The following is a 24,568-nucleotide window of genomic DNA, read 5'->3' as shown; positions in this document are numbered from 1 at the left end:
GATCGGCGATACCCGTGCGCCCAGACGTCGACCGGCTGACACACTGCCGCAGCCCGTCGAACCCACCGGAAGCTGGCCATGACGACGACCGCACGAACCCTGCTCACGATGCTGCTCGTCGCGGCGACCTCGGCAGCCTGCACGAGCGGCGGAGCGGACCCAGCAACTCCGGAGCCGACGTCGACCTCGAGCGCGACCGCGGTCCAGGTCGAGCCGGTGGTGCGAACGGTCACGCTCGACGGCACACCGGTCGACCTGGAGGTCGGTCCGCTCGCCGTCCACGACGACGTCGCCGTGCTCCGGCTTGCGGCGCCCACCGAACCGCCCGCGCTCCGGATGGCGTTCTGGGAGGTCTTCGAGAGCATCAGCAGCCCGGGGCCCAGCGGCGTCCGGCTCGTGGACGTCGACGCCGGCACGGTCCTGGCGGTGGCCCGCACCGCCGCCGACGGGCCCGTGATGAGCAAGAACGGGAGCCCGGAAGGCACCGCGACGGACGCCGCCCAGGCAGCCGCGGGCGAGGGGACCGAGATCATCTACGTCGCGTTCGCCGTCCCGGACGCCGACACAGTCGACGTGCTGCTTCCCCACGCGGGCTGGTTCGACGACGTCCCCTTCGTCGACGCCTCGGCCGCCGGGACCCTCTCCGTCCCGCCGTCCGAGCTCGCCGAGGATGCCGTCGCCGAGCGGCCGGTGCTCGACCTCGAGACGTACACCGAGCAGGTAGGCGGGCAGGTGCGGGCCCGGCAGACGGCGACCGAGGTGACCGTCGACGTCTCCTCCGACGTGCTGTTCGCGACCGACTCCGCCGACCTCGGACCGGAGGCGGAGGCAGCACTGGCTGCGGCGGGTGCGCAGGTCGCCGCCTACGCCGGCGGCCGCCTCACGGTCGTGGGGCACACGGACGACGTGGCCGACGAGGCCCACAACCTCGACCTGTCGCAGCGCCGGGCGCAGAGCGTGGCACAGCGGCTCGGCGGCCTGGTCGACCTGTCGGCGTTCGAGGTCTCGGTCGACGGGCGGGGGGAGAGCGAGCCGGCTGTCGAGGGCACCTCCGACGAGGCACGGTCCCTCAACCGGCGCGTCGAGGTCACGCTGGTCCCGACCGCCGACGCCGAGGTCGATCCCGTCGCACCCACGGACGCCTCCGAGCTCCCGGAGGCGACGGGCCCCACCGCGACGGGTCTCGATGGCGTCACCGTCCAGGACGGCGAGGACCACTTCTCGGTCCGGCTGCCGGAGGTGCGCCGCGACGGTCGCTACCTCGTGGGCGAGCTCGAGCTCGAGAACCTCGGGACGGGGCAGCTGAAGGGCGACGTCCTCGCCGTGGGTGCGTGGGACTCGAGGGGCAGCTTCGACCCCAGCCTCCAGCAGGCGGCGACGAACGTGAGCCTCCTCGTCGGCCGTAGTCGGCTCTTCCCCGTCGACTACCTGCGTGCGGCCGAGTCGGACCGACGAGAGCCACTGACGGACCGCAGCCTGGTGCTCGAGCCCGGTGCCACCGGCGTGGTCACGGTGGTCTGGCCGGACCCGGGCACGGAGACCGTCGCCGTCGAGGTCGCCTCGCGGGAGATCGCGGCGTTCGGGGGGATCTCCGTCGGCGCGGCCGCGTTCCGGCTCACCGATGTTCCGGTGGTGGACGCTCCGCAGCGCTGACGGCGTCGACCCGGCATGGCACGATCGGGCAGGTGAGCACGACTGCCGCGACGACCCAGCACCTGAGCGACCTCGCGCGCCTGCGCCGCGTGCGGGACCGGATCGACCGTGAGTACGCGCAGCCGCTCGACGTCGAGGCGCTCGCGCGGGGCGCGCACATGTCGGCCGGCCACCTCAGTCGCGAGTTCCGCCGTGCCTACGGGGAGTCCCCGTACGCCTACCTCATGACGCGCCGCATCGAGCGTGCGATGTCGCTGCTCCGCCGGGGCGACCTGAGCGTGACCGAGGTCTGCTTCGCCGTCGGCTGCTCGTCGCTGGGGACGTTCAGCACCCGGTTCACCGAGCTGGTCGGCGTACCGCCGAGCGTCTACCGGCGCGACCACGCGGGGGTGACCGAGGGGATGCCGTCGTGCGTGGCCAAGCAGGTGACCAGACCGGTCAGGAATCGAGAAGCGCGGAGCCTGACTCGCACCTAGCGTGACGGTCATGGACATCGCCCTGCACTACGCCTTCCTCCCGCACGACGACCCCGACGCCGCCCTCGCGTTCTACCGGGACGCCCTGGGTTTCGAGGTCCGCAACGACGTCGGCTACAACGGCCTGCGCTGGATCACGGTCGGCCCCGCGGACCCGTCGGCCCCGGCGATCGTGCTGCACCCGCCGGCGGCCGAGCCGGGTCTCACCGACGACGAGCGCCGCACGATCGTCGAGATGATGGCGAAGGGCAGCTACGCCGCCATCACCCTGGCCACCCACGACCTGGACGGGGTCTTCGCACGGCTCGAGTCCAGCGGCGCGGAGGTCGTCCAGGAGCCGACCGACCAGCCGTATGGTGTCCGCGACTGCGCCTTCCGGGACCCGGCAGGCAACCTCCTGCGGATCAACGAGCTCACCTGAGAGCTCGCGCCGGCCGTCCAGGCCGGCGCTGGTGAGATCGACCACACGCTGCTGACGGAGCCCGCGACGCGGCTCTGCCTCCCCGATGGAGCACCGATGAGCACCGACACGCACCCGGCCGACCGCCACGACCTCATCCGCGTGCACGGAGCGCGGGAGAACAACCTCAAGGACGTCAGCGTCGAGATCCCGAAGCGCCGGCTGACCGTCTTCACGGGCGTCTCCGGCTCGGGCAAGAGCTCGCTGGTGTTCGACACGATCGCCGCCGACTCCCAGCGGATGATCAACGAGACGTACAGCGCCTTCGTGCAGGGCTTCATGCCGACGCTGGCGCGTCCTGACGTCGACGTCCTGGACGGCCTGACGACGGCGATCATCGTCGACCAGGAGCGGATGGGCGCCAACCCGCGCTCCACCGTCGGCACCGCGACCGACGCGAACGCGATGCTGCGCATCCTGTTCAGCCGTCTCGGGTCCCCGCAGATCGGACCGCCGCAGGCGTACTCGTTCAACGTCGCCTCGATCAGCGGTGCCGGCGCGGTCACCATCGAGCGCGGGGGCCGGGAGACCAAGGAGCGGCGCAGCTTCAGCGTCCTCGGCGGCATGTGCTCGCGGTGCGAGGGGCGCGGTTCGGTCAACGACATCGACCTGACCCAGCTCTACGACGCGAGCCTGTCGCTCAACGAGGGTGCGCTGACGATCCCCGGCTACAGCATGGACGGCTGGTACGGCCGGATCTTCCGCGGCTGTGGCTTCTTCGACCCGGACAAGCCGATCGCGAGGTACACCAAGCGGGAGCTCGACGCGCTGCTCTACAAGGAGCCCACCAAGATCCAGGTCGACGGCATCAACCTCACCTACGAGGGGTTGATCCTGCGCCTCCAGAAGTCGTATCTGGCCAAGGACGTCGAGGCGCTCCAGCCGCACATCCGTGCGTTCGTCGAGCGGGCCGTGACCTTCTCCACCTGCCCGGAATGCGACGGGACGCGGCTCAGCACGGAGGCCCGCTCGTCCACGATCGCGGGCAAGAGCATCGCGGACGTCTGCGCGATGCAGATCAGTGACGTCGCCGACTGGGTGCGCGGGCTCGACGAGCCGTCCGTCGCGCCGCTGCTGACCGGGCTGCAGCTCCTGCTGGACTCGTTCACGGACATCGGTCTGGGCTACCTGTCGCTCGACCGGTCGTCGGGGACGCTCTCCGGGGGAGAGGCGCAGCGGACCAAGATGATCCGGCACCTCGGGTCGTCCCTCACGGACGTCACCTACGTCTTCGACGAGCCGTCGATCGGCCTGCACCCGCACGACATCCAGCGGATGAACCAGCTCCTGCTGCAGCTGCGGGACAAGGGCAACACCGTGCTCGTCGTCGAGCACAAGCCGGAGATGATCACGATCGCGGACCGCGTCGTCGACCTGGGACCGGGTGCCGGCACCGCCGGCGGCACCGTCTGCTTCGAGGGCACGGTCGAGGATCTGCGGACCAGCGGGACCCTGACCGGCAAGCACCTCGACGACCGCGCGTCGGTGAAGGCCGACGTCCGCTCACCGTCCGGCGCGCTCGAGATCCGCGGCGCGACGGCCAACAACCTGCGCGGCGTCGACGTCGACATCCCGCTCGGGGTCCTGGCTGTCATCACGGGCGTCGCGGGGTCCGGCAAGAGCTCGTTGGTGCACGGCTCGATCCCGGCCGGCGACGGCGTCGTGTCCATCGACCAGAGCGCCATCCGCGGCTCCCGCCGGAGCAACCCGGCGACGTACACCGGGCTCCTCGAGCCGATCCGCAAGGCGTTCGCCAAGGCGAACGGCGTGAAGCCTGCCCTGTTCAGCGCCAACTCCGAGGGCGCGTGCCCGGCGTGCAACGGCGCGGGCGTCATCTACACGGACCTGGCGATGATGAGCGGTGTCGCGACGGTGTGCGAGGTGTGCGAGGGAAAGCGCTTCCAGGCGTCGGTGCTGGACTATCACCTGGCCGGTCGCGACATCAGCGAGGTGCTCGCCATGTCCGTCACGGAGGCCGAGGAGTTCTTCGGCACGGGGGAGGGGCGCACGCCCGCCGCGCACGCCGTCCTGGCACGGATGGTCGACGTGGGGCTCGGCTACATCAGCCTCGGTCAGCCGCTCCCGACGCTGTCGGGCGGGGAGCGTCAGCGGCTCAAGCTGGCGACGCACATGGGGGAGAAGGGCATGGTCTACGTGCTCGACGAGCCCACGACCGGCCTGCACCTCGCCGACGTCGAGAACCTGCTCGGCCTGCTCGACCGGCTGGTCGACGCGGGGAAGTCGGTCATCGTGATCGAGCACCACCAGGCGGTCATGGCTCATGCCGACTGGATCATCGACCTCGGACCCGGTGCGGGCCACGACGGCGGCCTGGTCGTCTTCGAGGGGACACCCGCCGACCTCGTCGCCGCCCGATCCACGCTGACCGGCGAGCACCTCGCCGCCTACGTCAGCGCCTGACCAGAGATCTGACCACGAGAAGGGATCTGACCATGGCAGAGAGCAAGAAGGCCGGAGCATTCACGGAGGAAGAGCGCGACGCGATGAAGGAGCGCGCCAAGGAGTCGCGCCGTGGATCGAAGGCGGCGAGCGGTGAGGCCGACCTCCTCGCCAAGATCGCCGAGATGGGCGACGCCGACCGTGCGATGGCCGAGCGGATCCACGCCCTCGTCACCGAGACGGCGCCGGAGCTCGCCCCCAAGACCTGGTACGGCCAGCCCGCCTACGCCAAGGACGGCAAGGTGGTCGTCTTCTTCCAGGCCGCCTCGAAGTTCAAGACGCGCTACGCGACGCTCGGCTTCAGCGAGGACGCGAACCTCGACGACGGCTCGATGTGGCCCACGTCGTTCGCCCTCGCCTCGCTGACCGCCGCCGACGAGAAGCGCATCGCGGAGCTGGTGAAGAAGGCCGTCGGCTGATCACACCGACGAGCGGCYGCCGTCGCTGGCGTCAGGGCGCCGGCGAGGGAAGTGCCTCGCGGAAGGCGCGAGCCAGCGCGCCGGCGAGCTCGTCGACACGGTCGGGCGCCACGCGCTGAGCGACCGCCCTCGACAGCTCGTCGAGGTGCGGCACCAGCGCAGCCGTCCCCAGCTCTGCGAGCTCGGAGTCCGGGACGACGACGTTCGCCGTGACCCGCTGCCGGACCGCCGAGAACCGCACGTGGTGGACGCCGGCGTCACCCTCGAACGACAGGATGTGCCCGCCGATCCGGAACGCGACGTCCACGGTGTCCACACCGGGCATCTCGACACCCACCACGGCGTCCTTCAGCGCGCGCATCCAGCCGGGTGGGAACAGACGAGCGTGATCGGGTCCGCCGAAGACGGCCTGTGGGACGAGCTCCATGCGCGCGATCTCCAGGACGGCCACCCGGGTGTCGACGTCCCGTGCGACTGAGGCGCGTCTCCTTGTGCCCTGCCAAGATTCGGGTGTGCGTCATTTTCTGATTCGTACGGTTGCCGATCATGGCTGGCCCGCGTTCCGTGCCGATCGGATGGCAGAGGTTCTCCAGGCGAAGGGCTGGGCGTCGGAGCCCATCGACGGGGAAGGTGACTTCCGGGCCCGCGCCGAGGGGATCGAGGTCTCGTACTCCGGTGAGGACATCGGCTGGCAGGTTGTGGTCGACGGCGACATGCCGCGGGCAGAGGTCTGGATGGCACAGGTCACGTCGCAGGTCGCCGCGGCCACTGGCGAACCCTGTGAGTGGCTGGAGCTCGAGGTCGGCTAGGAGGTGCGCCCTAGTGACTGCGCGCTCGCAGCACCTGGCGGGCGGGGGAGAGGAGGGCTGCGTCGCGGACGTCCGCGGCAGTGGCCTTCACGTAGATGCCGGTGGTCTTGAGGTCCTCGTGGCCGAGGAGCGCCTGGACGGCGGGCGCCGGCACGCCCGAGCGGATCAGCCCCTTCGCGTAGGTGTGCCGGAAGCCGTGCGCCGACTCACCCTCCTGCTTGGGAACCCCGGAGCGTGCGATCCACCCGTCGACGAGGTGCCGCAGGGCGCCGCGGGTGAGCGGGACCCCGTCGGCCCGACGGAGCAGGGGAGAGGCGGCGGGCAGCGTGCCGAACCGTGCCGTGCGCTCCTGCAGGTACGCCTCGACGAACGTGATGGCCTCCGGTGGCACGGGGACGATGCGCTGCCGGTTGCCCTTCCCGATGACCGACATGACGACCTCGCCGCCCGAGTCGCGCCGCAGCGACTGCTCGGTGACTGCGCAGAGCTCGGCGGCGCGGACGCCGGTGGTGGACAGGAGCGCGAACGTCGCCTGCTCGAGGGCCGGCCAGCGACGCGCGTGCGCCTTGCGCTCCTCCCACACCGCCTCGGCGAGCCGCTCGAGCTCGTCGTCGTTCCAGCCGGCCGGCAGGCGCACCGGCCGCTCGGGCGCCTCGATGCGCAGCGTGGGATCGACGCCCAGGTGGCCTTCGAGCTGGAGCCAGTGGCACAGCAGCCGCAAGGTGCCGACCCGGCGCTGCGTGGTGCTCACCGCTTCCTGGAGCCGGATCACGCGGTACGCGTTCTTGATCTGGGTCTCGGTCAGGTCGTCGACGAGCACGACCTCCAGCGGAGCCGGGTCGTCCGCGGTGGGCGTGTCGCTGACACGTCCCGCCTGGCGGGCGATGACGGTGGCCCACACGACGATGTCGCGTCGATAGTTCTCCCGTGAGCTCTCGGTCAGGCCGCGACGCGTCAGGGTCGCGCGGTCGATGAGGAACTGGTCGACTACCTCGCTCAGCGGCACACCCATGCAGCGCACGGTAGGTCGGCTCCGCGGGTGACGCGCGGAGCCGCGCCGCAGTTGCGCGCATAGTGTCGTGCGCCGACCTGTGGGCGGCCGGGACCGACGGTCCGGTCACGGCAGGCGATGTCGATGGACGACGACGTCCCGACCCGCTCGTCGTGTTCCGCAGCGATGTCGAGGCGGGGGATGTTGCCTGCCGACACAGGGAAGTCCCAGAGATCAGGTTCGGGCACCGCCAGGCATCGCGATGAGAGGTACTGATGTTTCTCGCATAGTGCCGCCTATGTGCGCAAAGCCACGGTTTCCACGCTCAGAAGGGGTCGTGCCACGGTTCGCCGTGCTCGACCGGCGCGGGTGCCCGCAGCGGGACACTCGTGCCTCCGCTGAACCGTGCGGTGTGAAGGGACTCGGCCCGCGAGACCTCGACGAAGCTCTAGGCCCGGTGCACGTCGATCGACGCGAGATTCTGGCGTTGACGACAGGCGAACGGCGCGCGCCGGATGATCCGGGTCGTCCGGACACCCGTTGGCAGTGTCGCGATCCCGCGGCGACGCCACCGTGGGTCCACGGTGAGGCCGCCCGAGGCACTGACCGGCCGCGGGGCGAAGTCAGGCGCAGCCTATTCGTGTGGAGCAGCCCACGACTCCCCACGCCGGCTGCCGCACCCGGGCTTCGCATTATGACAACTGGAGCGCGGCCGCGCTTGCCCAGCCATGTCCGTGCGAGGCGGCTCCGTCGATCAGGCTGACGCGGCGTTGCGCAGGGTCAGGCTGACGCGGCGTTGCGCAGGGTCAGGACGTACCGCTCCTCGGTCTGGGACTGGTCGCGTGGGACGACCTGCCGCTCCCCGGTGCGCGTGAAGCCCGCCCGCACGAACAGGTCCCCCGCGGCGTGGTTCCCGTCCAGCAGCCAGAGCGACACGGTCCGGGCATCCTGCGTGACGGCCGCCTGGCGCACGGCGTCAAGCAGCGCCCAGCCGACGCCATGTCGGCGCGACTCCGGCGCCACCCAGAGGGCGACGATGTGCCGGTCGTCCACCGGCGAGCCGGGCTCCTGCATCATCGTGACGATCCCACGGCCGACGCCGTCGTCGTCCACCGCGACCCACGTGGTCGTCGTCCGGATGCGCATCCGCCAGTGCGACTCGACGAACCGTTCCTCCCTGGTCAGGGACGCGCCGAACACGTTCGGGTCCTCGCGCAGCGCGCGCAACCGGACATCCTGGACAAGCCGCCAGTCGTTCTCCACCACCTGTTGGACAAGCACGGTCACAGGATGCCTCACGTCGGACGAAAGGGCTCTCAGGGCTCGTCGCGCGCCGTCGGCCCGGCCGCTGGTGCGCCGCCGTGGCCGGCGGGATCAGGGACGGCGCGCGCGGCGTCGGCGATCTCCTCCTCCGGCCGGGGCGGAACTGTCTCGTCGTACTCGAGCTCGGGCACCTCGTGCCCCACGGACTCCGTCACTGCGGTCTCCCTTCCGACGCGACCACCGTACGGGCGGTGCGGGTGCTGCGACAGCCGAGCGGCCTCAGAGGTCGATGCCCTCGCCCGGATCGAGCGCGATCGGGTCACCAGCACCGCCCAGCCGACCGAGCAGCCCGATCGCCATGCCCTGCCCGATGGCGCTCAGCAGGGCGTCATGGACGACCACGACCCGGCCCGGAGCAACCGAGCGCACGTAGTCGACGACCTCGCCCAGCTTCAGCCACGGCGCTCCGAGCGGCGTGCACAGCACGTCGACCTGGGCGCCCGCGGGGTCGACGTACGCGTCGCCCGGATGGAGCACGCCCTCGACGAGGTAGCCCACGTTGTGGATGCGCGGCACGTCCTGGTGGACCAGGGCGTGCCACTCCCCCAGAGTCGCCACGTCGAAGCCTCCGGCAAAGAACGTCTCACCCGCCTGGACCGGGCGGACGCGGTCCTCCGGAGCGCCCGCCTCGACGAGCGCGTCGACGACCGACTGCGGCGCCCACACCTGCACGCCACCCTGGACGGCCTCAGCGAGGGGCTCGACGGCGACGTGGTCGGGGTGCTCGTGCGTGACGAGGACCGCACCCACCCCGTCGAGCGCGGCCGGGAGGTCCGAGAAGACCCCGGGGTCGATGACCAGGCGGTCGGCGCCACGGTCGAGTCGGATGCAGGCGTGTCCCCAGCGCGTCAGGCGGATGCTCATCCCAGCAGTCTGTCCTGACCAGGGCGAACGCGCGCGGCGTTTCGCTCCCGACGCGTCGCCCGGATACGGTTGCGCACGTGCTGGTGCTCGGGGTGTGCAGTCTCAAGGGTGGCGTGGGCAAGACGTCGATCACCCTCGGTCTGGCGTCGGCGGCCCTCGAGCGCGGGCTGCGCACGCTGGTCATCGATCTCGACCCCCAGGGCGACAGCACCATGGCGCTCGGAGCACGGCCGCAGGTCGGCGACGTGGCGTCGGTCCTCGACGAGCCGGGCGAGTCGACGATGAGCGCCGCGACGGTGCTGTCCTCGTGGGCCGACGACGGCCTCGACGTGCTCGCCGGCTCGGAACGGTCCGCCGTGCACGACCGCCTGGATGGCACMGACGTCGACCGCCTGCGGTACGCGCTGTCGTGGGTGCACGGGTACGACCTCGTGATCATCGACTGCCCGCCGTCCCTCGGAGGGCTCACGCGCACGGGCCTGGCGGCCTGCGACCGGGCGCTCGTCGTCACGGAGCCGGGCCTGTTCGCGGTCATGGCGGTCGGCCGCGCGATGCGCACCATCGACGAGCTCCGTCGCGGCCCGGCGCCCGCGCTGCAACCGCTCGGCATCGTCGTCAACCGGGTCCGCTCGCGCTCGATCGAGCAGGCGTTCCGGCTCKAGGAGCTGCAGACCCTCTACGGTCCCCTGGTCCTCACTCCCCCGGTGCCCGAACKCGCAGCGCTCCAGCAGGCACAGGGCGCGGCCCAGCCGGTGCATGCCTGGCCGGGCGCCGCGGCCGCCGAGCTGGCGCGCACGTTCGACGCGCTGCTCGACCGGGCACTGCGCGCACCGCGGCACTGACGCACGAAGAGCGGCCACCCMGACGGGCAGCCGCTCTCGAGATGTGCAGGTGTCAGCCGGCGGTCCGCGCCTGCCGACGCAGCGCCAGCTCGTCGTGCGCCGACGGCTGGATGACGAGCTCCTCCTCCTCGTCGGCCCGCTCGGTCGGCAGAGCGGCGAGGGTGCCCTCGACCTCCCGCCAGACCCGGCCGACCGCGATGCCGAAGACGCCCTGGCCGCCCTGGACGAGATCGATGACCTCGTCCGCGGACGTGCACTCGTAGACGCTCGCGCCGTCGGACATCAGGGTGATCTGGGCGAGGTCGTCGACCCCGCGCTCGCGCAGGTGGCTCACGGCCGTGCGGATCTGCTGCAGCGAGACGCCCGTGTCGAGCAGTCGCTTGACCACCTTCAGGACGAGGATGTCCCGGAAGCTGTACAGCCGCTGCGTGCCCGAGCCGGTGGCGGGGCGGATCGAGGGCTCGACCAGACCGGTGCGGGCCCAGTAGTCCAGCTGGCGGTAGGTGATCCCGGCGGCCCGGCACGCGGTGGGTCCGCGGTAACCGGTMGCCGTGTCGAGGTCGGGGAGGTCGTCGTCGAACAGCATGCCCTGAGCGCGCTGCGGCACTGCCCCGCTGACGCTCTCGGCGCTCTCGTTGCTGGTCACGAATCCTCCACTCGTCGCACGCCGGTCGGCGGACATCTCCCCCGGCTGCTTGTCAGACTAGGCCCGTGGGGGTGCAGACGCCATGACGCCCACGGGCGTGTCGCGACGGGCGAGTCTCACCTTCGACCTGAACACGAAGGTTTGCGCTCGTCCGTCACCCGAATGCCCGCGAGCAACCGTCGCGAGCCCATCATCTCCCCTCGGTGCCGCCCTGGTCGTCAGGCTCCACCCCCGTGGTGAAGTCCTCCGGGGTGACCACGTCGAGGAAGCGCCGGAACCGCTCGAGGTCCTGCTCCGACGTGGTGGTCCGCACCTCCACGCCAGCCACCGCCACGACCTCGGCCGAGCACAGGACTGGGCACCCGAACCGCAGGGCCATCGCGATGGCGTCCGAGGCCCGCGAGTCCACGCGCGGCCCGGTCCGCAGCACCAACTCGGCGTGGAACACGCCGTCCTCGAGCCGGGTGATCTCCACCCGGCTCAGTCCGGAGCCGGTGGCGATCAGCACGTCGCGCAGCAGGTCGTGGGTCATGGGCCGCGGCGGCACGATCCCGGCCTGGGCGGAGGCGATGGCGCTCGCCTCGTTGGGGCCGATGAGGATCGGGACGAGGAGCTCGGAGTCCGGGTCGAGCAGGAGCACGACGATCTCCTCGTCGGCCAGGTGCTGGCGCACGCCGACGATCTCGACCGGGACCAGCTCCGCGTCCTCTCCCATGCTGCCCACGCTACGACGCGGACGCCGATCCGGCGCCCCCCAGCGGCTCGCGAACTGTGGGCGTGCCCCGCTACGGGGTCAGGTCAGCCACGGCCGCACGCACGAGAGCGGTGTGCATCTGCGTGCACAGCTCGCCCACCTCGGCCGCCAACGTGCTCGCCCGCGCACGCGATGACGCACTGCGCTGACCACGCCACGGCGCGACGACCTGCTCGACCAGGTCCGCCTGGCGGTCGGCCGCCGTCCGGAACTGCCGCAGGTGCCGCGCGTCGATGCCGTGCTCGGCCAGCGCTGCGGCGGCCACGACGATCTCCCGCGCCCACAGGTCGAACGACCCGGAGCGATGCGCCCGCAGCACGCCCGCGGTGACGAGCTCGTCGACGAAGCCCACCTCCACCCCGGCCTCACGCGCGAGCACGTCGATGGTCCAGCTCGTCCCGGCGACCTCGCGGACCCCGTCACGTGTCGCGAGGCGCGCCCGGGGGGCGGGCTCGTCCTCCTCGCCCGCGTCGAGGGCGGCCAGACGCTCGCCGATGACCTTCAACGGCATGTAGCGGTCACGCTGCTGGCGCAGCACGAACCGCAGACGCTCGATGTCAGCCGGCGAGTACTGCCGGTACCCGGCCGCGGTACGCACCGGCTCGACGAGCCCCTGCTCCTCGAGGAACCGGAGCTTGGACGTCGTGACGGCCGGGAACTCGATCTGCAACGACGCCAGGACGTCGGAGATCCGCATCGACGCCCGGCGGGAGATGCCGCGGGGCCACGGCTCGTGCGCGCCGTCCGGAGCGGCCACCTCCGTGACCTCGACGCGCTGCGCGCGAGCGCTCGTCACGAGGCAGCTCCCCTCGGGCCGAGCGTCCGTGACCGGCCGGTCACGCGCCGGCCGCGTCGCGGTGCGGGCTGGGGTGGAACGTCATGCGGTACTTGCCGATCTGCACCTCGTCGCCGGACCGCAGCACCGACTGGTCGATGCGGGAGCGGTTGACGTACGTGCCGTTCAGCGACCCGATGTCCCGCACCGCGAACGTCGTCCCCTCACGGACGAACTCCGCGTGCTTGCGCGACACCGTGACGTCGTCGAGGAAGATGTCGGCCCCGGTGGATCGGCCTGCCACGGTCCGCTCGGCGTCGAGGAGGAACCGTGCCCCGGCGCTTGGTCCGCGCTGCATCACCAGGAGGGCAGACGTCGGCGGGAGCGCGTGCACCGCAGCGACCTCGTCCGGCGTCAGTCCGACAGGCGCTGATGCCTCGATCTCGACCGGCTCGATCGCTCCGAAGCTCATCGTCGTGTCGGGTCCGTAGGCTGGACGCCCGACCTGCGGGTCCTCGCCGCTCATGCCACCTCCCGGGCCCGTTCATCACGTCGACCACCGGCGTTCCTCGGGGTCAGGCACACCCTATGCGGACCGAGCGGGTCGGCGCAGCACGTCCCACGCTCGCGCCGGACGCGATCGCGCTGGTCGACCCGCCGAGATCGGGACTAATCGCCCTGCGGAGGGACCGGGGTCGCGTAGACCGGCTCCGGCACGATGCGCACCGCGTCGACCGAGACCAGGTCCAGGCTGTCCACGGTCCCCTTGCCGCCGTTGGTGCGTACCTGGGCCATCGCGCCGCCGGGGATCTGCAGCGCCGGAGCGATGTTGTCCGGGTCGCCGATGGCGATCCACCGGTACGGCGCCGTCAGCTCCACGCCGTCGAGGATCACCGTGCCGCCCGCGCCCGTGAACGCGCTGCTCGCCGTGATGCGCTGGTCGTTGAGCTGGATGGCCTCCGCGCCGGCGTTGCGCATCTCCTCGAGCATGTTGAGCATCGTGACCGGCCGGATGGGCCGGTCGGACTCCGTGAGGGTGACGATCACGCCGGGGCCCTCGGCCGGCAGCCGACCCGCGAGGATCCCCTGCGTCTCGGCGCTGCGCCGCAGGGCGTCCAGCGCTGCCTGGCGACGGTCCGAGCCGGAGAGCAGCTCGTCCCGCTCGCGCGCGAGGTCGGCAGCCTCCCGCGCCAGGGTGTCCCCTCGGTTCGTGGTCTCGTCGAGGATCCGGACGAGGTCGCCCTGCCGCATCCCGGCAAGGCTCGTCTCGCCCGACTGCCGGACCTGCGCGACCAGGGCGAACCCGAGCACCGCGCACAGGACGCCGGCCACGATCTGCGCGCGGGTGGCCCGCGGCGCGAGCGCGCGGCCGAGCACCGCCCAGCCACTCCGCGGCTGCGCGGCAGCGGGCTCGGCGACGGGGGCATCGCTCTCCGCGGTCTCAGGCACATCGGGCACGTCCGGTGCGCCCTCGGGCGGGACGAACACCCGGACGTCCTGCGGACGAGGGGCTGGCTCGGACGCGGTCGACGTCGGCACGGACTCGTCCTTGCCGAGGTCGTGCGGGACGACGAGGGGCGAGTCAGGCTCCGGCTCGTCCAGCACCGCCGCCGGCGGGGAGACCGGCTCGGCGGGCTCCGCCTCGTTCGACGCCGCCGAAGGCCCCGGACCCGGCTGGAGCTCGTCGTCGTCCGGCACGACCGGGGGCAAGGAGCTCGCCTCGGGCGCGTCGGGGACGACGGGAGGCAAGGAGTTCGGCTCCGGCTTGTCGGGCACGACGGGAGGCAGCGAGTTCTGCTCCGGCTCCTCCGGCACGACCGGGGGCAGGGAGTTCTGCTCCGGCTCCTCCGGCACGACCGGGGGCAGGGAGTTCGGTTCCGGCTCCTCCGGCACGACCGGGGGCAGAGAGTTCTGCTCCTTTGCGGGCCGGCGGGGGTCCTGCGCGTCGAGACCGTCCTGTGGCTGCACGGTCACGCCTTGAACAGATGACGGCGGATCGACGCGGCGTTGGAGAAGATCCGGATGCCGAGCACGACGACGACGGCGGTCGACAGCTGCGTGCCAACGCCGAGCTGGTCGCCGAGGAACACGATCAACGCGGCGACGACGACGTTGGACAGGAAGGAGATCAGGAAGACGCGGTCGTCGAAGATCCCGTCGAGCATGGCGCGCAACCCGCCGAACAGGGCGTCGAGGGCCGCAACCACGGCGATCGGGAGGTAGGGCTGGAGCTCCAGGGGCACCGTGGGCTGCAGGAGCAGGCCTCCGACGACCCCGATCACCAGGCCGATGACTGCGATCACGTGCCGTCCCTCCGTGTCGGACCAGCAGACCCTGCCATACCGGCCTCGTCCGGCGCACCCTCCACCGCGTCCGGTTCGGGTACAGGAGTCACGATCGACGCGGGCACCCGCGCCGCGTACATGGTGACGAGACCCGTGCCCGGCAGCTCGAGCTTGCTCTGCGACGACATCTGGACGCCGATGCCCCATTCCGTGCGCAGCCTCGCCATGTGCTGTCCCGCGCTGGCACGCGCCAGCTCCGTCTGCATCTCGGCGGCGTCGCCGACGGCGTCCACGGTGTACGGGCTGCTGAGCGGGACCAGGTCGACGAGCACCGCGTCGCCGGCGCTCCGGATGGCGGTCCGCGCGGTGAGTCGTTGCCCGTTCACGGCGACGGCCTCGGCTCCGGCCGCCCACAGTCCGTTCACGACGACCTGCAGGTCGACGTCCAGCACCCGCGACGACTGGTCGACGAGATCGGGGTCCTCGGACGGTGCGTCGGTGAGGACCAGGCGCAGACCGCGCCCGGTCACGGGCATCACCCCGGCCTCGACCGCGTCGGCGGCGATCTGGTCACGCGCGGGCTGGCCCTCGTCGCCGAGCAGCTCCTCCTGGAGGGTGCCGATCTCGTCCGTCATCGCGGTGATGTCGGTCTGGATCGCGTCCGCCTCCGAGCCGCGCTGCTCGATCTGGGACTCCAGCAGCTCACGCGCCTCCACCACGGAGCTCGTGGGCTGACGCAGCGCCATCGTGGCCGCCGTCGCGCCGAGACCCAGACCGATCGCCAGCGCCACGAGGCCGGCGGTCGAGCGCCGCGTTCGCCGGGGCTCCGACCCGGCGGCGCGTCGGGCTGCCGCGTCGGCGTAGCCGGGGTCGAGCGGACGGCGGTAGACCTCGGTCAGGAGCGTCATCGACGCGTCCGGGCTGCGCTGGGCGTCGCCGGACCCGTGCCGCGAGGTGTCGCCGGACCCGTGCCGCGCGGTCATGCCGCGTCCGCAGGCTCGCGCAGGAGGTGACGAGCCTGCGTGAGGTACACCGCGGCGGAGAACCAGTACAGCGCGACGCCCCACAGCGCGCAGGCCCAGCCGACGACGCCGGCGACGGCGCCGACCCACGAGTCCCACTGCGCGAGCAGGAGCAGCGGGAACGCATAGAGCAGCGCGAACGTGCCGGCCTTGCCCGCGAGGTGCACCTGGAGCGGGGCGTAGCCGGCCCTGGCCAGCACGACGAGCATCACCGCGAGGACGACGTCACGCAGGACGAGGACCCCCAGCAGCCACCACGGCACCACACCGCTCCAGGCCAGCGCGACGAGCGTCACGATGATGAAGAGCCGGTCGGCCGCCGGGTCGAGCAGCTGGCCCAGCCGGGAGACCTGACCGAGCCGGCGCGCGAGCACACCGTCCAGCCAGTCGCTCGCACCGGAGACCGCGAGCACGCCCACGGCCCAGCCGTCCTGCCCGATGACGATCAGCCACGCGAACACGGGGACCAGGAGGAGCCGCACGAGGCTGATGACGTTGGGGACGGTCAGCACGCGTGTGGAGACGACGTCGTTGCTCGCCACTGCCTCCCCCGTCACCGTCCCGTCCTGGCGGCGTCGATCCTATGCGGCCCCGGACGCTCCTCTGACGTCGGCACGCTCACGGCTGCGGCAGCGGGCGGGTGGTGCGACAGTTCGACGATGGGGCACCGCAACGATCCCGATGTCATCACCCGCCTCCTGACGGTCCCTGGCCGCTGGGCGGTCGTCGGCCTCTCGACCAACACCGCACGTGCCGCCTACGGCGTCGCCGCGTACGTGCAGTCGCTCGGGCACGAGATCGTGCCCGTGCACCCGCAGGCACCGACCGTGCACGGAGTGGCCGGCGTGCGGCTGCTCCGCGACGTGGCGGGCCCGGTGGACGTGGTCGACGTCTTCGTGAACAGCTCGCGGTGCGGCGACGTGGTCGACCAGGCCGTCGAGTTGGGCGCCCGCGCCGTCTGGCTCCAGCTCGGGGTCGTGGACGAGGCGGCGGCCGAACGTGCGCGCGCGGCCGGGCTCGACGTCGTGATGGATGCGTGCCCCGCCATCGAGGGCCACCGCCGCGGCCTGTGAGGTTGTGCGCGACGTCACCTGCCACGACCCTGCCGACATGGACGTCCGACCGGTAGACTCCTCCACGAATCTGGAGTTCGTCGCGTCCCCCTTTCGAGGCGTCGCCACCACCGCTGAGCCGGTCGGGGCCCGCCTCGCGTCGTGTGGTCTAGGCATCGCGTGAGCGGTTGCCGCTGGGTGGTCCGGGGCTGCGACCCGCTGTTMGCCGACCCGGTGCACGGTTCAGGGCTCCGCCCCGCGATGATCGGTTCCCTCATTTCATGAGCTCTGTCCTGCCCTCTGACCTCCCCGTCGACGCCACGTTCGCCGACCTCGGGCTGCCGCCGGCCCTCGAGGCCGCGATCTCGGACCTCGGCTTCACCGTCCCGTCCGCGATCCAGTCGCAGGCCGTCCCCGCGCTCCTGAGCGGTCGTGACATCGTCGGTGTCGCCCAGACCGGCACCGGCAAGACCGCCGCGTTCGGGCTGCCGCTGCTCGCCGCCATCGACTACGACCTGCCCGCCGTCCAGGCCGTCGTGCTGACCCCGACGCGTGAGCTGGCGATGCAGGTGGCGGACGCCATCCAGTCGTTCGCGACGCACCTTCCCGGCCTGAACGTGCTCGCCGTGTACGGCGGGTCGCCGTTCCTCCCGCAGCAGCGCGCGCTGTCCCGCGGGGCGCAGGTCGTCGTCGGGACGCCCGGCCGTGTCCTCGACCACCTCGACCGCCGCACGCTGAAGATGGACAACGTCCGCTTCCTCGTGCTCGACGAGGCCGACGAGATGCTCCGCATGGGCTTCGCCGAGGACGTCGACAAGGTGCTCTCCGCGGCTCCGCGTGAGCGCCAGGTCGCCCTGTTCTCCGCCACGATGCCGCCGCAGATCCGCCGCGTCGCCGAGCAGCACCTCAACCGCCCGGTCGAGATCACGGTCTCGCGTCAGGCGTCCACGGTGACGAGCGTCCGGCAGACCTACGCCGTCGTCCCGCACCGCCACAAGACCGGCGCGCTCGCGCGCGTCCTCGCCGTGTCGCCCGCGGACGCCGCGATCGTGTTCGTCCGCACGCGTGGTGCGGCCGAGGAGGTCGGCAGCGCGCTGATCGAGCGCGGCATCTCCGCGGCGTACATCTCCGGGGACGTCGCCCAGACCGAGCGGGAGAAGATCGTCGACCGCCTGCGCACGGGGGCGCTCGACGTCCTCGTCGCCACCGACGTCGCCGCGCGTGGCCTCGACGTCGACCGCATCGGGCTCGTCGTCAACTTCGACGTGCCGCGGGAGCCGGAGACGTACGTGCACCGCATCGGCCGCACGGGCCGGGCCGGGCGCGAGGGTGAGGCGCTGTCGTTCGTCACGCCGTCCGAGCAGTCGCGCCTGCGCCAGATCGAGCGCACGACGCGACAGTCGCTCCTGCAGGTCGAGATCCCCTCGCCCGCCGAGGTCTCCGCGCACCGGGTGCAGACCCTGCTGGCCCGCACGGCAGCGCGCGCCGAGCTGGACCGCCTGGACCTGTACCGCGAGGCCATCGCGGTGCACCTCGCCCAGAACCCGGACGTCGACCCGTTCGAGCTCCTCGCGGTGGTGACCGCGCTGGCCGTCGGCGACGAGGGCCCCGTGGCCGTCACGCACGGCGACGACCTCGACGACGCGCTGTCGCGCGCCCACCTGACCGGTGGCAGCGACCGCGGCAACGACCGTGGCGACCGGCCCGAGCGCGGCGAGCGTCGCCGTTCCGACACGCACGTCGCCGGCGGCTCGCCGCGGTGGCGCGTCGCTGTCGGGCACCGTGACGGCCTCCAGCCGGGCGCCCTGGTGGGCGCGCTCACCGGCGAGGGCGGCCTGACCGGCAAGGACGTCGGCAAGATCGACATCTTCGGGAGCTTCGCGCTCGTCGACATCCCGGCCGGCCTCTCCGCCGACGTGATCGACCGCCTCGCCCGCACGCGCGTCGCCGGTCGGCCGCTGCGCATCCGCCTCGACCAGGGCCCCCGCCCGGGTCACGGTGCCTCGCGCCCGGCGCACGGCCCGGCTCGCGGCCGCAGCTGATCCAGCACCACGACGCCCCTGTCTCCCGTCACCGGGAGGCAGGGGCGTCGTCGTGCTGTCAGCGCAGGACCGACCCGGACCGCCCCTGCCGGGAGGCGCCGCGCAGCAGGGTGATGTCCGCCTCGCGGAGCACCTCGCCCACGTCCCGGAAGCCGCGGATGCTGCCGAGCACGCCGATGGCGAGCCGCGACCCGAGCTCCTGGCGCAGCTGGTCGAGCAGGAGGGAGAGCCGGGCGGGCACCCCGCCGGGACCGACGTCGTCCAGCAGCACCACGAAGTCGTCCTCCGCGATGCGCGCGGGCGTGTCCCCCTCGCGCAGCGGCCGACGCAGGCGGCGGACCAGCTCGCGGTGCAGGTCGAGCCGCGCGTCTCCGTCCGACTCGAGCCGTCCCTGCGTCGGGATGGAGGGGCCGTCGACGACCCGGACGAGGGCGAGAGCGCAGTCGTACCCGGGCGACCGTCGGGTCCGCAGCACCGCTGCACCGAGCCGGTCGAGGAAGAGCAGCCGGTTGACCAGGCCCGTCTCCGGGTCCCGCAGGGCGTCGCGCTGCAGAGCGATCTCCTGCTCCTTGCGCTCCGTCACGTCCACCAGCGCACCGACGAGGCGCGCCGGACAGCCTGCGTCGTCCAGCACGGTGACCGCACGGCACAGCATCCACCGGTAGTCGCCGGACGAGGTCCGGACGCGGTGCTCGAGCTCGAGCGGGGAACCGGCACCGGCGAGCTGCGACGCGATCGACGCCGACAGCTCGTCGCGGTCGGCCGGGTGCACCCGCTCGAGCCACTCCCCCGGCGAGTCGCCGATGACGTCGTCGTCGTAGCCCAGGGTCTGCTTCCAGCGTGGCGAGTAGTACACCGTGCCGGCCGAGACGTCCCAGTCCCACGTCCCGTCGTGCGCCGCCATCGACGCGAGGGCGTAGCGCTCCTCGCTCGCCCGCACCGTGTCCGCCAGGGACCGTTCCCGCGCGGCTGCCTGCTCCAGCGCGCGGCGCTGCTCGCGCAGGTTGGCGAGCAGCCGCTCCTGGTCGAGCGCGACCGCGAGCAGGGCTGCCCAGTGGTTGAACCGGTCCCGGGCGCTGGTGGCCCGCGTCTCCACCGTGCCGTCGATGGCGAGCAGGCCCCAGTCGCTGCCCCCGAAGGTCACGGGGACCACGAACGTGAGCTCGTTGGTGCCGACCGTGCCTGCGCGCGTCAGCGCCGCAGGAGGGAACTGGCTGGCAGTCGTCCGTACGCCGACCAGTCGCGACAGGGTGCCGGACGTGTCGTGCACGCCGACGACCTCCATCTCGCGGTCCCCCGGCCCGCGGTCCGCGCCGAGCCACAGCCCGAGGCAGGCGTGCCCCCGGACGCCGCGCGGGAGCCAGCCCAGTGCCCGAGGGCTCGCGCCGTCGCCTCGCAGGAGGTCCATGTCGACCTCGTACTGGTCGACGATCGTGCGTTCGAGCTGGCCGCTGCGGGCCAGCATGGCGCGGGTGCACCCCTTGGTCAGCGCGAGGAGGACCTCGGTGACGGACCGCCGGACGGCATTTTCGTGCTCGGGACGCGAGAGCGCTTCCACCACGTCTGCCTCCACGCCGCGCAGGCAGAGGACCAGCTGTTCGAGCGCCTCGGGGTGCGGCTGCATCGCCGACGTGACGTCGGCGAGCCGTGCCAGGGTGGCCGTGCTGGGCACCGACCCGCGCTCCGCCGCTGTCTCGATGGGCTCCACGACGGCGTGCCACCAGGTCTCGCGCGGAGCGACTCCTGTGCGACGGGCCCCACCGACACCCGACGGGCCGACGAACGCGGTGCCCGCGAGGGCGCGCAGCACCTGGTAGCCGCTTCGGCTTCCCGCACCCGACCCTGCCGCCGGCGCCGACCGGGCGGACTCGGTGCACCCGCAGGACTCGCGCAGGACGAGCGTGGACGGCGCGCGGTACTCGCCGCCGGGGACGTCCTCGCCGCGCATCCGGGACAGCAGCAGGGACACTGCCGTCTCACCGACGCGGTCGTAGTGGGCGTCGACCGTGGAGAGCCGGGGCGTCACGCGAGCGCCGGAGTCGGCGTGGTCGAAGCCGATGACCGCCTGGTCCCGCGGGAGCACGAGGCCGGCGGTCCGCAGCGCACGCTGGAAGCCGATCGCGTTCCGGTCCGTCGCCGCGATCACCGCCGTCGTCGGCGATCCGGCCGCGAGCATCCGGGCAGCGGCGTCCGCGCCCCCCTGCTCGTGGTTGTCCGACGACTCGTAGATCCACGAGTCCGGTGGCTCGATCCCGTGGTCGGCGAGCGTCGCGCGATAGGCGGCGAACCGCTCCCGCATGTCCCGCTGTGTCAGGCAGCCGACGAAGCCGATCGCCGTGTGCCCGTGCCCGAGCAGGTGCTCGACGGCGGCGCGCACGCCTCCGACGTTGTCGGGCAGGACGACCGCGTCGTCGCTGGACTGCGGCTCCTCGCTGACGAGCACGAGGGGCAGTCCCCACTGCTGCACGGAGGCCAGCCGGTCGCTGCGCAGCGCCTTGCCGACCACGACGAGCCCGTCGACGGCACCCAGCGCCACGGGCGCGTCGAGGATCGACTCCTCCGGGTACCGCTCCCTGTCGAGCCCTGCCGGGTACGTCTGCACCGCGACCACGCGGTGCCCCGCTGCCCGCGCCGCTCGTGCCACCCCAGCGATCAGGGCCCCAAAGTAGAACCCGCCGACCACCGGCGAGAGGACACCGATCGTCCGCCTCGCCGTCGGTGAGACCGGTCCACGCCGCACTGTTCCCATGACCCCACATCCCTCGCCCACGTCGTCGGAGCCGAGATGATGCATTTCACCCGCATCGGGCGACACACTAGGTGATCGTGGTCACACCTGCATATGACTCCGGAGTACCCGGCTCTTCCGCGTCGCCTTCGACGCCGTCGTCCGGGCCGTCCTCCCCCGCCCCTTCCCATGCCCCTGCACCGCCGCCGGCACGGCGCCCGACGATCACCGACGTGGCACGCGCCGCGGGCGTCTCGATCGCCGTGGTGTCGTACGCGCTCAACGGTCGACCGGGCGTCTCCGCCGCGACCCGCGAACGCGTCCTGCGCGTCGCGGACGAGTTCGGGTGGCGCCCCAGCGCGGCCGCCAGGTCGATGCGCACGGGGCCCCGTGCGATCGGTCTCGTGTTCGACCGCGGTGCCGCCGGACCCGTGGCCCAGGCCACCGGCGTGCTCGAGTTCGTCATCTCGCTGCAGGAGGTGCTGGCCACCCGCAACCTCGCTCTGGTGCTCCAGCTCGTCGACGGACCGGAGGCCGCAGTCACCCTGTACGGCGAGTGGTGGGCCGAGCGCCGGTTCGACGTCATGGTGGTCACGGACGTGCTCGCGGAGGACCCGCGGATCGATGCGCTGCGCCGGCTGCGTGCGCCGGCGGTGATCGTCAGTGCAGGTCAGAGCGACGTGGACCTCGCCTCGGTCACGCTGGACGACGCCGAGGCGTTCGTGCGCGTCGGCCGGTACCTGCTCGAGCTGGGGCACCGGCACGTCGCTCTGGTGAGCGGCCCGAAGGAGCTGGTGCGCACCCGGGAGCGGTTCGCAGCCCTCACCGGGTTGCTGGATGCAGCGAACGGCGTGCTCGTCCACGAGGCCACGGGCGGGACCGCCGAGGAGGCCGCGGTGGCGACCAGGCGGTTGCTGACCGGAGGCCGCGCGCCCACCGCCATCGTCTACGACTCGGACCAGATGGCCGTCGCGGCGCTCGACGTCGCGCGCCGCACCGGCCTCGCGGTGCCGTGGGACCTGTCCGTCATCGCCGGCTCGGACTCGGCGCTGTGCCGGCTCGCGACACCGTCGATCACGACCCTCCCGTCGGCTCAGCGCGAGCTCGGGACCGCCACCGGCGAGGCCGTCCTGGCGGTGCTCGACGGCGACCTGCGGGCACGGCGAGAGCTCCAGATCGGCGGGCTCGCGGTGCGTGGAAGCACGGGTCCTCGTTCAAGATGAGAACGCTCTCATCTGTGTCACATTTTGGTAACGGGGGGAACCTAAACGATTCGCCCCGTGCCGTCCGGAAAGTCCGCATGGTGATCTACGTCCAGTCGCCGTGGACTTTCCCGGCCGACATGCGCCCGGACGGGACGGCCGACCGGGCACGCCGAACGACACCCGGAGGACTACGTGTCCACACACGGCAAGAAAGCGGTGAGGCAGCGCCTGCGCGCGGTCACCACCGCAGCGGCAGCGATGGCGCTGCTCGCAGCCCCCCTGTGCATCACGACGAGCGCGAGCGCGGCCGAGGCGCACGTCGACAACCCCTACGCCGGCGCGACGCAGTACGTGAATCCCACGTACGCGGCAGCGGTTGAGAGCGCTGCCACGCGCGCCGGAGACGCCACCCTGGCCGCGAAGATGCGGACGGTGGCCAAGCAGCCGACAGCCGTCTGGATGGACCGCATCAGCGCCATCACCGGCAACGCCGACGGCAACGGCCTGAAGTTCCACCTGGACAACGCGGTTGCCCAGAAGGGCTCCGGCCCGATCGTCTTCAACATCGTCATCTACGACCTGCCCGGTCGTGACTGCTATGCCCTCGCGTCGAACGGTGAGCTCCCCGCCACCGACGCCGGTCTGGCGCGGTACAAGACCGAGTACATCGACGCCATCGCGGCGCTCCTGTCCGACTCGAAGTACCAGGACCTCCGCATCGTCGCGACGATCGAGCCCGACTCGCTGCCGAACCTGGTGACGAACATCTCCGAGGCCGCCTGCCAGCAGGCCGCGCCGTACTACAAGGCCGGTGTGAAGTACGCGCTCGACAAGCTGCACGCCATCCCGAACGTCTACAACTACATCGACATCGGCCACTCGGGCTGGCTCGGCTGGGACAGCAACGCCGGTCCCTCCGCCACCCTGTTCGCCGACGTCGCGAAGTCCACGACCGCCGGGTTCGCGTCGATCGACGGCTTCGTGAGCGACGTGGCCAACTCCACCCCGCTCGTCGAGCCGTACCTGCCGGACTCCTCGATCTCCGTCGGTGGCACGCCGATCCGGTCGAGCTCGTTCTACGAGTGGAACTTCGACTTCGACGAGACCGACTTCACGGCGCACATGCACCGCCTGCTCGTCGCGGCCGGCTTCCCGTCCTCGATCGGCATGCTCATCGACACCTCGCGCAACGGCTGGGGCGGGCCGAACCGTCCGACGGCCACGTCGACCAGCACCAACCACAACACCTACGTGAACGAGTCCAAGGTGGACAAGCGCGTCCACCGCGGCGCGTGGTGCAACCCGCTCGGAGCCGGCATCGGGGAGCTCCCCCAGGCCACGCCCTCGGGCTACACGGCCTCGCACCTCGACGCGTTCGTCTGGATCAAGCCCCCGGGTGAGTCCGACGGTGCGTCCAGCGAGATCGAGAACGACMAGGGCAAGCGGTTCGACCGCATGTGCGACCCGACCTTCGTGTCGCCCAAGCTGTCCAACCAGCTGACCGGCGCCACGCCGGGCGCCCCGCTGGCCGGCCAGTGGTTCGAGGCCCAGTTCAAGACGCTCGTCGCGAACGCCTACCCGGTCATCCAGGGCGGCGGCACCAACCCGACCGACACGACGGCGCCCTCGGCTCCGACGGGTCTGACGGCCGGCACCACCACCACGACGTCGGTCCCGCTGTCCTGGACCGCGTCCACCGACAACGTGGCCGTCACCGGCTACGACGTCTACCGCGGCACCACCCTGGTGGGCACCTCCACCA

General features: G+C 72.1%; 25 protein-coding genes. 11 read left to right on the top strand and 14 right to left on the bottom strand.

Annotation, left to right across the window (positions count from 1 at the left end):
- The first annotated feature begins 78 nt into the window (after positions 1-78).
- The 5 genes from ACXJKF_RS14730 to ACXJKF_RS14710 all read left to right on the top strand — a co-directional run bounded on the left by ACXJKF_RS14730 (position 79) and on the right by ACXJKF_RS14710 (position 5,468).
- Positions 79-1,653 carry an OmpA family protein gene (locus ACXJKF_RS14730; RefSeq protein WP_456788457.1) on the top strand — a complete coding sequence of 525 codons (1,575 nt, stop codon included), beginning with the start codon at positions 79-81 and terminating at the stop codon, positions 1,651-1,653.
- Between the two features lie 32 nt (positions 1,654-1,685).
- Positions 1,686-2,129, top strand: a complete 444-nt coding sequence (locus ACXJKF_RS14725) for a helix-turn-helix transcriptional regulator (protein ID WP_456788456.1) — start codon at positions 1,686-1,688, stop codon at positions 2,127-2,129.
- A 10-nt stretch (positions 2,130-2,139) separates the two neighbouring features.
- Positions 2,140-2,550 carry a VOC family protein gene (locus ACXJKF_RS14720; RefSeq protein WP_456788455.1) on the top strand — a complete coding sequence of 137 codons (411 nt, stop codon included), beginning with the start codon at positions 2,140-2,142 and terminating at the stop codon, positions 2,548-2,550.
- 96 nt (positions 2,551-2,646) lie between these two features.
- Positions 2,647-5,010 (top strand): excinuclease ABC subunit UvrA, encoded by a 2,364-nt coding sequence (locus tag ACXJKF_RS14715; protein ID WP_456788454.1) that lies wholly within the window; start codon positions 2,647-2,649, stop codon positions 5,008-5,010.
- A 32-nt stretch (positions 5,011-5,042) separates the two neighbouring features.
- Complete coding sequence (locus ACXJKF_RS14710) at positions 5,043-5,468, top strand: iron chaperone (protein ID WP_456788453.1); 426 nt, start codon at positions 5,043-5,045, stop codon at positions 5,466-5,468.
- Between the two features lie 31 nt (positions 5,469-5,499).
- Here the strand turns inward: ACXJKF_RS14710 and ACXJKF_RS14705 are convergent, their stop codons facing one another.
- On the bottom strand, positions 5,500-5,895 hold the full coding sequence (locus ACXJKF_RS14705; RefSeq protein WP_456788452.1) for a hypothetical protein: 396 nt from the start codon (positions 5,893-5,895) through the stop codon (positions 5,500-5,502).
- Positions 5,896-6,043: 148 nt separating this feature from the next.
- On the opposite strand from ACXJKF_RS14705, the gene ACXJKF_RS14700 reads away from it, so the two are divergent.
- On the top strand, positions 6,044-6,277 hold the full coding sequence (locus ACXJKF_RS14700) for a hypothetical protein (RefSeq protein WP_456788451.1): 234 nt from the start codon (positions 6,044-6,046) through the stop codon (positions 6,275-6,277).
- A 10-nt stretch (positions 6,278-6,287) separates the two neighbouring features.
- Here ACXJKF_RS14700 and ACXJKF_RS14695 read toward each other — a convergent pair whose 3' ends face one another.
- From ACXJKF_RS14695 to ACXJKF_RS14680, 4 genes are all read right to left on the bottom strand, one after another.
- Positions 6,288-7,289, bottom strand: coding sequence for a tyrosine-type recombinase/integrase (locus ACXJKF_RS14695; RefSeq protein ID WP_456788450.1), 1,002 nt, complete (start codon positions 7,287-7,289; stop codon positions 6,288-6,290).
- A gap of 759 nt (positions 7,290-8,048) precedes the next feature.
- A complete protein-coding gene (locus ACXJKF_RS14690) occupies positions 8,049-8,549 on the bottom strand; it encodes an N-acetyltransferase family protein (RefSeq protein ID WP_456788449.1) in 501 nt (166 codons plus the stop codon).
- 35 nt (positions 8,550-8,584) lie between these two features.
- Positions 8,585-8,746 carry a hypothetical protein gene (locus ACXJKF_RS14685; protein WP_456788448.1) on the bottom strand — a complete coding sequence of 54 codons (162 nt, stop codon included), beginning with the start codon at positions 8,744-8,746 and terminating at the stop codon, positions 8,585-8,587.
- 64 nt (positions 8,747-8,810) lie between these two features.
- Entirely contained in the window at positions 8,811-9,455 is a 645-nt protein-coding gene (locus ACXJKF_RS14680) for an MBL fold metallo-hydrolase (protein WP_456788447.1), read from the bottom strand.
- Between the two features lie 77 nt (positions 9,456-9,532).
- Between ACXJKF_RS14680 and ACXJKF_RS14675 the strand changes: the two genes are divergently transcribed.
- Positions 9,533-10,297, top strand: coding sequence for a ParA family protein (locus ACXJKF_RS14675; protein ID WP_456788446.1), 765 nt, complete (start codon positions 9,533-9,535; stop codon positions 10,295-10,297).
- A gap of 52 nt (positions 10,298-10,349) precedes the next feature.
- On the opposite strand, the gene ACXJKF_RS14670 is transcribed toward ACXJKF_RS14675, so the two are convergent.
- The 8 genes from ACXJKF_RS14670 to ACXJKF_RS14635 form a co-directional block, all read right to left on the bottom strand.
- Positions 10,350-10,883, bottom strand: coding sequence for a MerR family transcriptional regulator (locus ACXJKF_RS14670; RefSeq protein WP_456788514.1), 534 nt, complete (start codon positions 10,881-10,883; stop codon positions 10,350-10,352).
- Positions 10,884-11,133: 250 nt separating this feature from the next.
- Entirely contained in the window at positions 11,134-11,658 is a 525-nt protein-coding gene (locus tag ACXJKF_RS14665; protein WP_456788445.1) for a bifunctional nuclease family protein, read from the bottom strand.
- Positions 11,659-11,728: 70 nt separating this feature from the next.
- Positions 11,729-12,493, bottom strand: a complete 765-nt coding sequence (gene ftsR, locus ACXJKF_RS14660; RefSeq protein WP_456788444.1) for a transcriptional regulator FtsR — start codon at positions 12,491-12,493, stop codon at positions 11,729-11,731.
- 40 nt (positions 12,494-12,533) lie between these two features.
- A complete protein-coding gene (locus tag ACXJKF_RS14655; RefSeq protein ID WP_456788443.1) occupies positions 12,534-12,944 on the bottom strand; it encodes an FHA domain-containing protein in 411 nt (136 codons plus the stop codon).
- A 197-nt stretch (positions 12,945-13,141) separates the two neighbouring features.
- The gene (locus ACXJKF_RS14650; RefSeq protein ID WP_456788442.1) at positions 13,142-14,446 is read right to left on the bottom strand and encodes a DUF881 domain-containing protein; all 1,305 of its coding nucleotides are present in this window, start codon (positions 14,444-14,446) and stop codon (positions 13,142-13,144) included.
- The gene (locus ACXJKF_RS14645) at positions 14,443-14,775 is read right to left on the bottom strand and encodes a small basic family protein (protein WP_056027523.1); all 333 of its coding nucleotides are present in this window, start codon (positions 14,773-14,775) and stop codon (positions 14,443-14,445) included. The genes ACXJKF_RS14650 and ACXJKF_RS14645 overlap by 4 nt, the downstream gene beginning before the upstream one ends.
- Entirely contained in the window at positions 14,772-15,740 is a 969-nt protein-coding gene (locus tag ACXJKF_RS14640) for a DUF881 domain-containing protein (protein WP_456788441.1), read from the bottom strand. The genes ACXJKF_RS14645 and ACXJKF_RS14640 overlap by 4 nt, the downstream gene beginning before the upstream one ends.
- The gene (locus tag ACXJKF_RS14635; protein WP_456788440.1) at positions 15,737-16,336 is read right to left on the bottom strand and encodes a CDP-alcohol phosphatidyltransferase family protein; all 600 of its coding nucleotides are present in this window, start codon (positions 16,334-16,336) and stop codon (positions 15,737-15,739) included. The genes ACXJKF_RS14640 and ACXJKF_RS14635 overlap by 4 nt, the downstream gene beginning before the upstream one ends.
- A gap of 102 nt (positions 16,337-16,438) precedes the next feature.
- Here ACXJKF_RS14635 and ACXJKF_RS14630 point away from each other — a divergent pair, with 102 nt between their 5' ends.
- Together ACXJKF_RS14630 and ACXJKF_RS14625 are read left to right on the top strand one after the other, a co-directional pair.
- On the top strand, positions 16,439-16,852 hold the full coding sequence (locus tag ACXJKF_RS14630; RefSeq protein ID WP_456788439.1) for a CoA-binding protein: 414 nt from the start codon (positions 16,439-16,441) through the stop codon (positions 16,850-16,852).
- Positions 16,853-17,112: 260 nt separating this feature from the next.
- Positions 17,113-18,873 (top strand): DEAD/DEAH box helicase, encoded by a 1,761-nt coding sequence (locus tag ACXJKF_RS14625; RefSeq protein WP_456788438.1) that lies wholly within the window; start codon positions 17,113-17,115, stop codon positions 18,871-18,873.
- A 58-nt stretch (positions 18,874-18,931) separates the two neighbouring features.
- Here ACXJKF_RS14625 and ACXJKF_RS14620 read toward each other — a convergent pair whose 3' ends face one another.
- The gene (locus tag ACXJKF_RS14620) at positions 18,932-21,517 is read right to left on the bottom strand and encodes a substrate-binding domain-containing protein (protein WP_456788437.1); all 2,586 of its coding nucleotides are present in this window, start codon (positions 21,515-21,517) and stop codon (positions 18,932-18,934) included.
- A 317-nt stretch (positions 21,518-21,834) separates the two neighbouring features.
- Here ACXJKF_RS14620 and ACXJKF_RS14615 point away from each other — a divergent pair, with 317 nt between their 5' ends.
- Both ACXJKF_RS14615 and ACXJKF_RS14610 read left to right on the top strand, forming a co-directional pair.
- Complete coding sequence (locus ACXJKF_RS14615; RefSeq protein ID WP_456788436.1) at positions 21,835-22,824, top strand: LacI family DNA-binding transcriptional regulator; 990 nt, start codon at positions 21,835-21,837, stop codon at positions 22,822-22,824.
- Between the two features lie 174 nt (positions 22,825-22,998).
- A partial coding sequence (locus ACXJKF_RS14610) for a glycoside hydrolase family 6 protein (protein ID WP_456788435.1) occupies positions 22,999-24,568 on the top strand: 1,570 nt, incomplete at its 3' end.

This window comes from Cellulomonas sp. P5_C5, from assembly GCF_054049655.1.
The sequence above is the reverse complement of the archived record's forward strand: the minus strand, read 5'-3'. Positions and strand labels throughout refer to the sequence as shown.

Excerpts from the sequence above, each read along its gene's own strand:
- ACXJKF_RS14730 (WP_456788457.1), top strand. The coding sequence starts at position 79 with ATGACGACGACCGCACGAACCCTGCTCACGATGCTGCTCGTCGCGGCG.
- ACXJKF_RS14715 (WP_456788454.1), top strand. The coding sequence starts at position 2,647 with ATGAGCACCGACACGCACCCGGCCGACCGCCACGACCTCATCCGCGTG.
- ACXJKF_RS14630 (WP_456788439.1), top strand. The coding sequence starts at position 16,439 with ATGGGGCACCGCAACGATCCCGATGTCATCACCCGCCTCCTGACGGTC.
- ACXJKF_RS14710 (WP_456788453.1), top strand. The coding sequence starts at position 5,043 with ATGGCAGAGAGCAAGAAGGCCGGAGCATTCACGGAGGAAGAGCGCGAC.
- ACXJKF_RS14700 (WP_456788451.1), top strand. The coding sequence starts at position 6,044 with ATGGCAGAGGTTCTCCAGGCGAAGGGCTGGGCGTCGGAGCCCATCGAC.
- ACXJKF_RS14705 (WP_456788452.1), bottom strand. The coding sequence starts at position 5,895 with ATGGAGCTCGTCCCACAGGCCGTCTTCGGCGGACCCGATCACGCTCGT.
- ACXJKF_RS14655 (WP_456788443.1), bottom strand. The coding sequence starts at position 12,944 with ATGAGCTTCGGAGCGATCGAGCCGGTCGAGATCGAGGCATCAGCGCCT.
- ACXJKF_RS14720 (WP_456788455.1), top strand. The coding sequence starts at position 2,140 with ATGGACATCGCCCTGCACTACGCCTTCCTCCCGCACGACGACCCCGAC.
- ACXJKF_RS14680 (WP_456788447.1), bottom strand. The coding sequence starts at position 9,455 with ATGAGCATCCGCCTGACGCGCTGGGGACACGCCTGCATCCGACTCGAC.
- ACXJKF_RS14695 (WP_456788450.1), bottom strand. The coding sequence starts at position 7,289 with ATGGGTGTGCCGCTGAGCGAGGTAGTCGACCAGTTCCTCATCGACCGC.
- ACXJKF_RS14640 (WP_456788441.1), bottom strand. The coding sequence starts at position 15,740 with ATGACCGCGCGGCACGGGTCCGGCGACACCTCGCGGCACGGGTCCGGC.
- ACXJKF_RS14625 (WP_456788438.1), top strand. The coding sequence starts at position 17,113 with ATGAGCTCTGTCCTGCCCTCTGACCTCCCCGTCGACGCCACGTTCGCC.
- ACXJKF_RS14665 (WP_456788445.1), bottom strand. The coding sequence starts at position 11,658 with ATGGGAGAGGACGCGGAGCTGGTCCCGGTCGAGATCGTCGGCGTGCGC.